The 6,846-nt window shown below is 70.9% G+C and carries 6 protein-coding genes; 5 read left to right on the forward strand and 1 reads right to left on the reverse strand.

The annotated features are described in order from the left end of the window. Positions 1 to 6 precede the first annotated feature (6 nt). The 3 genes from ACZ6S5_RS28700 to ACZ6S5_RS28710 all read left to right on the forward strand — a co-directional run bounded on the left by ACZ6S5_RS28700 (position 7) and on the right by ACZ6S5_RS28710 (position 2,516). Positions 7 to 1,662: a sodium:solute symporter family protein gene (locus ACZ6S5_RS28700; RefSeq protein WP_466005338.1), complete on the forward strand. Its 1,656-nt coding sequence runs from the start codon at positions 7 to 9 to the stop codon at positions 1,660 to 1,662. Between the two features lie 13 nt (positions 1,663 to 1,675). Then, the gene (locus ACZ6S5_RS28705) at positions 1,676 to 1,999 is read left to right on the forward strand and encodes a hypothetical protein (protein ID WP_466005339.1); all 324 of its coding nucleotides are present in this window, start codon (positions 1,676 to 1,678) and stop codon (positions 1,997 to 1,999) included. Between the two features lie 133 nt (positions 2,000 to 2,132). After that, complete coding sequence (locus ACZ6S5_RS28710; protein WP_466005340.1) at positions 2,133 to 2,516, forward strand: hypothetical protein; 384 nt, start codon at positions 2,133 to 2,135, stop codon at positions 2,514 to 2,516. Positions 2,517 to 2,722: 206 nt separating this feature from the next. On the opposite strand, the gene ACZ6S5_RS28715 is transcribed toward ACZ6S5_RS28710, so the two are convergent. Continuing rightward, positions 2,723 to 4,495 carry a glycoside hydrolase family 6 protein gene (locus tag ACZ6S5_RS28715; RefSeq protein WP_466005341.1) on the reverse strand — a complete coding sequence of 591 codons (1,773 nt, stop codon included), beginning with the start codon at positions 4,493 to 4,495 and terminating at the stop codon, positions 2,723 to 2,725. A gap of 619 nt (positions 4,496 to 5,114) precedes the next feature. On the opposite strand from ACZ6S5_RS28715, the gene ACZ6S5_RS28720 reads away from it, so the two are divergent. Together ACZ6S5_RS28720 and ACZ6S5_RS28725 are read left to right on the forward strand one after the other, a co-directional pair. Further along, positions 5,115 to 5,990: a hypothetical protein gene (locus ACZ6S5_RS28720; RefSeq protein ID WP_466005342.1), complete on the forward strand. Its 876-nt coding sequence runs from the start codon at positions 5,115 to 5,117 to the stop codon at positions 5,988 to 5,990. After that, the gene (locus tag ACZ6S5_RS28725) at positions 5,977 to 6,741 is read left to right on the forward strand and encodes a class F sortase (protein ID WP_466005343.1); all 765 of its coding nucleotides are present in this window, start codon (positions 5,977 to 5,979) and stop codon (positions 6,739 to 6,741) included. Before ACZ6S5_RS28720 ends, ACZ6S5_RS28725 begins: the two co-directional genes overlap by 14 nt. The last annotated feature ends 105 nt before the right edge of the window (positions 6,742 to 6,846 follow it).

Genomic DNA, 6,846 nt, shown 5'->3' on the forward strand with positions numbered 1-6,846 from the left:
CGCGGAATGGGCGCAGACCTACGCCTGAACATGAACGCCTTGGACTATGTGATCCTGGCGCTCTACTTCGTCACGGTCCTCGGGGTGGGCTTCGCCGCCCGGCGCGCGATCCGCACCAGCGTCGACTTCTTCCTCTCCGGCCGGTCGCTTCCCGCGTGGGTGACCGGCCTGGCGTTCGTCTCGGCGAACCTGGGTGCGCTGGAGATCATCGGCATGGCCGCCAACGGCGCCCAGTACGGCGTGATGACGGTCCACTACTACTGGATCGGCGCCGTCCCGGCGATGGTCTTCCTCGGCATCGTGATGATGCCCTTCTACTACGGTTCCAAGGTCCGCAGCGTCCCCGAGTACCTGCGGCTGCGGTTCAACCGTCCGACCCACCTGCTCAACGCGCTCAGCTTCGCGGTCGCCCAGGTGCTCATCGCGGGCGTCAACCTGTACGCGCTCGCCCTGATCATGCAGCTGCTGCTCGGCTGGCCGCTCTGGGTCGCGATCGTGGTGGGCGCGCTCATCGTGCTGGCGTACATCACCGTCGGCGGTCTCTCCGGCGCGATCTACAACGAGGTGCTCCAGTTCTTCGTGATCATCGCTGGGCTGGTGCCGATCACGGTGATCGGCCTGATGAAGGTCGGCGGCGTCGCCGGCCTGATGGACGCGGTCAAGGGCTCCAAGCTGGGCGCGGGCGGCCTGCACGCCTGGCAGGGCACCGGCAGCACCGACAACCCGCTCGGCGCGCACTGGCTGGGCATCGTCTTCGGCCTCGGCTTCGTGCTCTCCTTCGGCTACTGGACCACCAACTTCGCCGAGGTGCAGCGCGCCCTCTCCGCCCGGAACATGAGCGCGGCCCGGCGTACGCCGATCATCGCCGCGTACCCCAAGCTGTTCATCCCGCTGGTCACCGTGATCCCCGGCCTGATCGCGCTGATCACGGTGAAGGGGCTGGGCGCCGACAAGGGCGACCTGGTCTACAACAACGCCATCCCGCTGCTCATGCGCGACCTGCTCCCCAACGGAGTCCTCGGCATCGCGGTGACCGGCCTGGTGGCCTCGTTCATGGCCGGCATGGCGGCCAACGTCAGCGGTTTCAACACCGTGTTCACGTACGACATCTGGCAGGCGTACTTCAAGCGGGACCGCTCGGACGAGTACTACGTCAGGGTGGGCCGGATCGCCACCGTCGCCGCCGTGCTGGCGGGCATCGGCACCGCGTTCATCGCGGCCGGGTTCAGCAACATCATGAACTACATCCAGGCCCTGTTCTCGCTCTTCAACGCCCCCCTCTTCGCCACCTTCATCATCGGCATGTTCTGGAAGCGGATGAGCGCGCTGGCCGGTTTCTGGTCGCTGCTGCTGGGCACCCTGGCCGCGCTGGCCACGTACCTGCTCTACAAGGGCGGCGTGGTGCACTTCAACTCGGACCTGGAGGAGAGCTTCTGGGGTGCCGGCATCGCCTTCGTCACGGTGGCGGTGGTCGCCCTGATCATCACCCCGCTGACCCGGCCGAAGCGCGACCACGAGCTGGAGGGGCTGGTCTACGGCATGGCGAACACCACCCTGACCGACGACTCGCTGGCCGGCGACGCCGCCTGGTACCGCTCTCCGGTGCTGCTCGGCGTGGTCGCCGTGATCCTGGCCGCCCTCTTCTACATCCCGGTCTTCTGAGAGGGGACGCACCATGTCCGACCACCGCGAGCACCACCACTACGACCGCGAGTCGTACGACCCGCTGGTCGAGGAGACCGAGGAGGAGCGGGACCGCTCCGCAGCCGCCCGGCTCTTCGACATCCGCCGGGTGATCGGCGGGCTGTTCGTCGTGTACGGGCTGATCGTGGGCCTGATCGGGCTCTTCGACTCGCAGGCGGAGATCGACAAGGCGCAGGGCATCCGGATCAACCTCTGGGCCGGCCTGGTCATGCTGGTCTTCGGGCTGGCGATGCTGGGCTGGCAGTGGGTCAGCCCCAGCCGCGCGCCGGAGCCGCACCACGGCGAGGAGCGCTGACCCGGACCACCCGGGCGGCCCGGTGCCGCCGACTTCCGCACGGCCCGGCGGCCCGCCGCCGGGCCGTGGGCATGGCCGGGCTGGCACGGGGTAACCCAGGTGGATCACGGAACTCCGACAGGAGGGCAGCAGCATGACGGATCGTGACCGCGGTGGCCGGCGGCCGCTGGAGGAGACCCCCGAGGTGGCCGCGGCGGTGGACGACGACAGCACGGTGCCGCAGCTGCGCAGCGGCGGCAGCGACCCGGACAATCCCGTCTTCACCGAGCCCGACGGCGCCGTGCCCGACACCGGCTCGCCGGACCTCCTCGGCGACCCGTACGCGGCCGGCACCGGCGCCACCGGCACCGGTACCGGGGCCGGCGGGGACAACATCCGCACCGGCGCCGAGCAGCCGTGGGAGCCGGAGGACCTGGTGATGGCCCGGGGCCAGGACCTCACCCCGGAGAACCTGGAACGGGCCCGCCGCGACCTGGCCGAGCTGGGCCGGGCGGCGATCGAGAAGACGGTCCCCTGACGCGCTGACGCATCCGGCGCGGGGTCGGCGGCGTCGCGGATCACGTCCGCCGTCGCCGGCCCCGCGCTCGTCCACGCCGGCCGGTGCCGCCGGGGTGTGCCCCGGTCGGCCGGGGGCCCCCGGCCGACGTGGGCGTCGACCAGGGGCCCGGGGAACCCACGCGGCGGTGCCTCACTCCCGCCGCCGTGGGTGGGCCGGCCGCCGGCTCAGGAGAGCGGCGGGTAGGCGTTCTGCATGAGCTCCTGGAACTGGGCCGGGAACCACGCACCGGAGATCGGCGCGTTGGGCAGGGCGCCGGTCAGGTTGTTGCCGTTGCGGGCGTTGCCGGTGTACGTCGGGTCGCACATCCGGTCGAAGCCCTTGCCCTCGTCGTTCGGGATGTACTCGCTGGAGCCGTCCGACTCGCCCGGGGGCTTCACCCAGACGTACGCGTCGATGCCCGACTCGGGGTTCGCCCGGGGACGCTCGCCGAGGCCGGCCCCGGCCTGGTTACACCAGTTGCCGGCGTGGATCCGGCGGTCGATGCGGCCCCCGTTGACGTACGTGTCGACGCTGGTGGTCGCGCCCGGGCCGGTGGGCCGGGCGGAGCCGCCCCAGCCGTTGCGGGAGGTGTCGATCAGCATGCCGATGTTGCTCTCGAAGCCGATCGAGACCAGCTTGTTGCGGAACGCCTGGGCGAAGGAGAGCTCGTCCACGTACTGGTTCCAGTCGATCCACTTGGACTGCCGTACGCTGGTGCCGTTCACCGTGTCGGTGATCTTGATGTACGGCTCCTTGAGCGCCGAGTAGTTCGCCGTGTTGACGATGAACCCGGTGACGTTGTGCACGGTGCTGCCGGAGGCGGTGGCCGCGGTCTTCAACATGTCCGCGGTCGGGCCGAAGTTGCTGTCCCAGCCGATCCAGCCGTGGTGCGCCGCGTCGATGTAGTTGTAGACGTTGCCGATCGCGCCCAGCTTGGCCAGCGCGTAGCCGACACCGTTCACGTACGCGCCGTTGGCCTTGACCGTGTCGCACATCGCGGTGCCGCCCGCGTTGCCCGACGTGTTGGTCACCAGGTTGGGCAGCGAGTCGATCTCGATGATGTTGACGATCCGCAGGCTGGCGTACTTCGGGTCGGCCTGGATCGCGGCGATCGGGTCGATGTACTCGGTCTTGTACCGGGGCAGCTCGTCCGGACCCAGCTCACCGTTGGAGGCGAGCGCGGCGCAGTCGCGGCCGGGCAGGTTGTAGATGACGAACTGGATGTAGCCGGCCCCCTGGGCGAGCGCGGCGTCCAGGTGGGCACGCACGCCCATCGACCCGTTGGAGCTGCTGTCGGAGGTGCCGTTGATGGCGGCGATCCGGTCCAGCCAGACCGCGGTCGGGTTGCTCGACACCCGGTTGCCGCCGGCCACCGACTCGGCCTTGGCCTTCCACTCCGGGTTCACGTACCCCTTGACCCCGGCGTAGGGGTTGTCGACGCGCTGACCGGGCGGAGGCGTGGTGGGCGGGGGCGTGGTGGGCGGGGGCGTGGTGGGCGGCGGGGTCGTCGGCGGCGGCGTGGTCGGGCTGCCGCCGTTGCAGACCGTGCCGTTCAGGGTGAACGAGGTCGGCTTCGGGTTGCTGCCGCTCCACGCGCCGTTGAAGCCGATGGTGGTGCTGGCGCCGCTGGCCAGGGTGCTGTTCCAGGATTCGTTGGTCGCGGTGACGTTCTGGCCGCTCTGCGACCACTTCGCGGACCAGCCGGAGACGACCTTCTGCGAGCTGTTCGGGAAGGTGAAGCCGAGGTTCCAGGCGCTCAGCGGGTCACCGATGTTCTTGATCGTCACGGTGGCGGTGAAGCCACCCTGCCAGTCACTGGTGACGTAGTCGACGCTGCACTGGGTCGCGGCCTGCGCCGCGGTGACCGGGATGGTCACCAGCCCGCCGGCGACCAGGACGCCGGCGCCGGTCAGCGCGAGCGTCCGGCTCCGGCCGGACAGCCTTCTCCACAGATTCATGCCACTGATCTCCTTGGGCGAGACCGGATCCGCGTACGGCCCGGCGAAATGGCCCTCGGGACGTCCGCCAGGGACGGCCGTCGGCGCCACGGGTGTCTTCGGGGGCGCCCGACCCGGACGGGCGTGTGGTGGTGTGGACGCGACCGGCACGAGCGGCCGGTCGACTCTCCGACGTCGTCCGGTCGACCCGGCTGCCCTCGACGCCTGAGCTCGCGGTGTGGCTCCCCGAACCGCGTGCAGCGATTCTTGCATGGGAGCGCTTCCATGGCAATGGTTCGATGCCATCGTCGCCGCACCACGGGTGCTGATCGTTCCGGATCGCGAGGGAGCGGGCGATCGGCGGGTTCTGTGCGGAAGCCGGCAGTTCCGTGGCGACTGACAGCCAGGGCACGACCGCGCCCGGACCGACCCAACCACGCCGCCGGGGCCCGACGCCGGCACGGAGCGTCAAGAGGCATCCGAGAAGGCCGCTAAAGCCGCGTACAGGCCCTATACGGAGCTTCTCCCTCAAACTCTTAAACGCGAATCTTCCCTCGGATAAGTCATGAAACGGTCTAACGTCGGTCGCAGTTCGGCTCTCGTCGAGCTCAGGACAAAGAGGGATGGAGTGACGCAGGTCATGGCTAAAAAGATGCTCGGGAAGGTCGTTGCGGGTGCCGCCCTCGGCGGTGCGGGCCTTCTGGTGTTCACCCCGGGTCTGGCCTGGGCGGCCGGGCACCAGGACGACGAGGGCAAGGTCATCGCCAAGCCGCACGTCGTCAAGGCCGGTGACGAGGTCAAGCTCCTCGAGATCTGCCCGGAGGCACAGGAGCACGCCTCTGTCTGGTCGAAGGTGACCGGCAAGGTGGACCTCCACTCGGTCCGGGACGACCGCGGCGACGAGCAGGGTGGCTGGCAGGGCCGCGACGAGGAGGATGCGGACCAGGGCCCCGACGGCAAGGACCGGCACGGCCGCGACGAGGAGGGTCGCGGAGACGAGCAGGGCCGCGACGACCACGACAAGGGCAAGGACGACAAGGGCAAGGACGACAAGGGCAAGGACGACAAGGGCAAGGACGACCACGGCAAGGGCCCGGACGGCCACGGCGACGAGACCGGCTGGCCGCAGCCGCCAGGGAACGGCACGGGCGGTGGCGTGGCTGTCGACCCCGGGGACCAGGGCAGCGGCTGGCAGGGCCACGACGAGTACGGCCAGGACGGGGAGTCCGACTACGGCAGCGGCGAGGACAGCTGGGAGCACGGGCAGGACTTCGTCTACCTCGGCGAGGCCACCATCTCCAAGGACGCCCGCCCGGGCAGGTACGAGCTGAGGGGCTCGTGCGGCGAGGGCGAGCTGGTGGTCCTGCCGAAGGGTCACGTCGACGGCGGTGACGGTGGCATGACCACCACCAGCACCGACCGGGGCATGGCCGCCGGTGGCGCGGGCATGATCGGTGCCGCCGCCCTGGGTGGCCTCGTCCTGCTGCGCCGGCGTCGGGCCAATGACCTCGTCTGACCGGACGGCGACAGGGGCCGGCGGCCGTGTCGGGAAACCGTGGCGCGCCGCCGGCGCCGCCGTCGTCGTCCTACTCGCCATGGTGGGCGCCGGCATGATCGGCGCGTCCTTCCGGACGGTGCCCCCGCCCCGCCCACCCCAGCCGCTCGCTCAGGCCGGGCCCGCCGAACCGACCACCGCCTCCGCCACCCCCGCCGACGGCACGGAGGCCAGCGACGACGCCCTCGTAGCGCCGGCCCCCGACCTCCAAGCGTCCCCGGACACGGCGAACCCCGACGGCGGCGCCGCCGCCCTGCCCCGGTCGACCCCGACGACCATCTCGATCCCCCGGATCGGGGTGCAGGCCGAGATCATGAGCCTCGACACCAACCCGGACGGCACGGTCCAGGTGCCCCCGCTGGACCAGGCCATGAAGGCCGGCTGGTACTCCCCCGGCGTCAGCCCGGGCGAGACCGGCAACGCCGTGATCGTCGGTCACGTCGACTCGGCCAAGCTCGGACCGGCGGTCTTCTTCAACCTCGGCTCGCTGATCAAGGGCGACACCATCAGCGTCGCCCGGGAGGACGGCTCCACCGCCACCTTCACCGTGGACGAGGTGAAGTCGTACCCGAAGACCGCGTTCCCCACCGAGCTGGTCTACGGCCCGAGCGACCGGCCCGGGCTGCGGGTCGTCACCTGCGGCGGCGCGTTCGACCAGAACGCCCGCAGCTACGCCGACAACGTCGTCGTCTTCGCCACCATGACTGCCTGACGACGGAACGGGCGCGGGGGGGGGGGGGGGGGGGGGGGGGGGGGGGGGGGGGGGGGGGGGGGGGGGGGGGGGGGGGGGGGGGGGGGGGGGGGGGGGGGGGGGGGG

It is taken from the genome of Micromonospora sp. NPDC051924 (genome assembly GCF_055586005.1).

What these genes read in the sequence shown, in the direction of transcription:
- ACZ6S5_RS28700 (WP_466005338.1), top strand. Translation starts at nt 7, where the DNA reads ATGGGCGCAGACCTACGCCTGAACATGAACGCCTTGGACTATGTGATC.
- ACZ6S5_RS28710 (WP_466005340.1), top strand. Translation starts at nt 2,133, where the DNA reads ATGACGGATCGTGACCGCGGTGGCCGGCGGCCGCTGGAGGAGACCCCC.
- ACZ6S5_RS28720 (WP_466005342.1), top strand. Translation starts at nt 5,115, where the DNA reads ATGGCTAAAAAGATGCTCGGGAAGGTCGTTGCGGGTGCCGCCCTCGGC.
- ACZ6S5_RS28715 (WP_466005341.1), bottom strand. Translation starts at nt 4,495, where the DNA reads ATGAATCTGTGGAGAAGGCTGTCCGGCCGGAGCCGGACGCTCGCGCTG.
- ACZ6S5_RS28725 (WP_466005343.1), top strand. Translation starts at nt 5,977, where the DNA reads ATGACCTCGTCTGACCGGACGGCGACAGGGGCCGGCGGCCGTGTCGGG.
- ACZ6S5_RS28705 (WP_466005339.1), top strand. Translation starts at nt 1,676, where the DNA reads ATGTCCGACCACCGCGAGCACCACCACTACGACCGCGAGTCGTACGAC.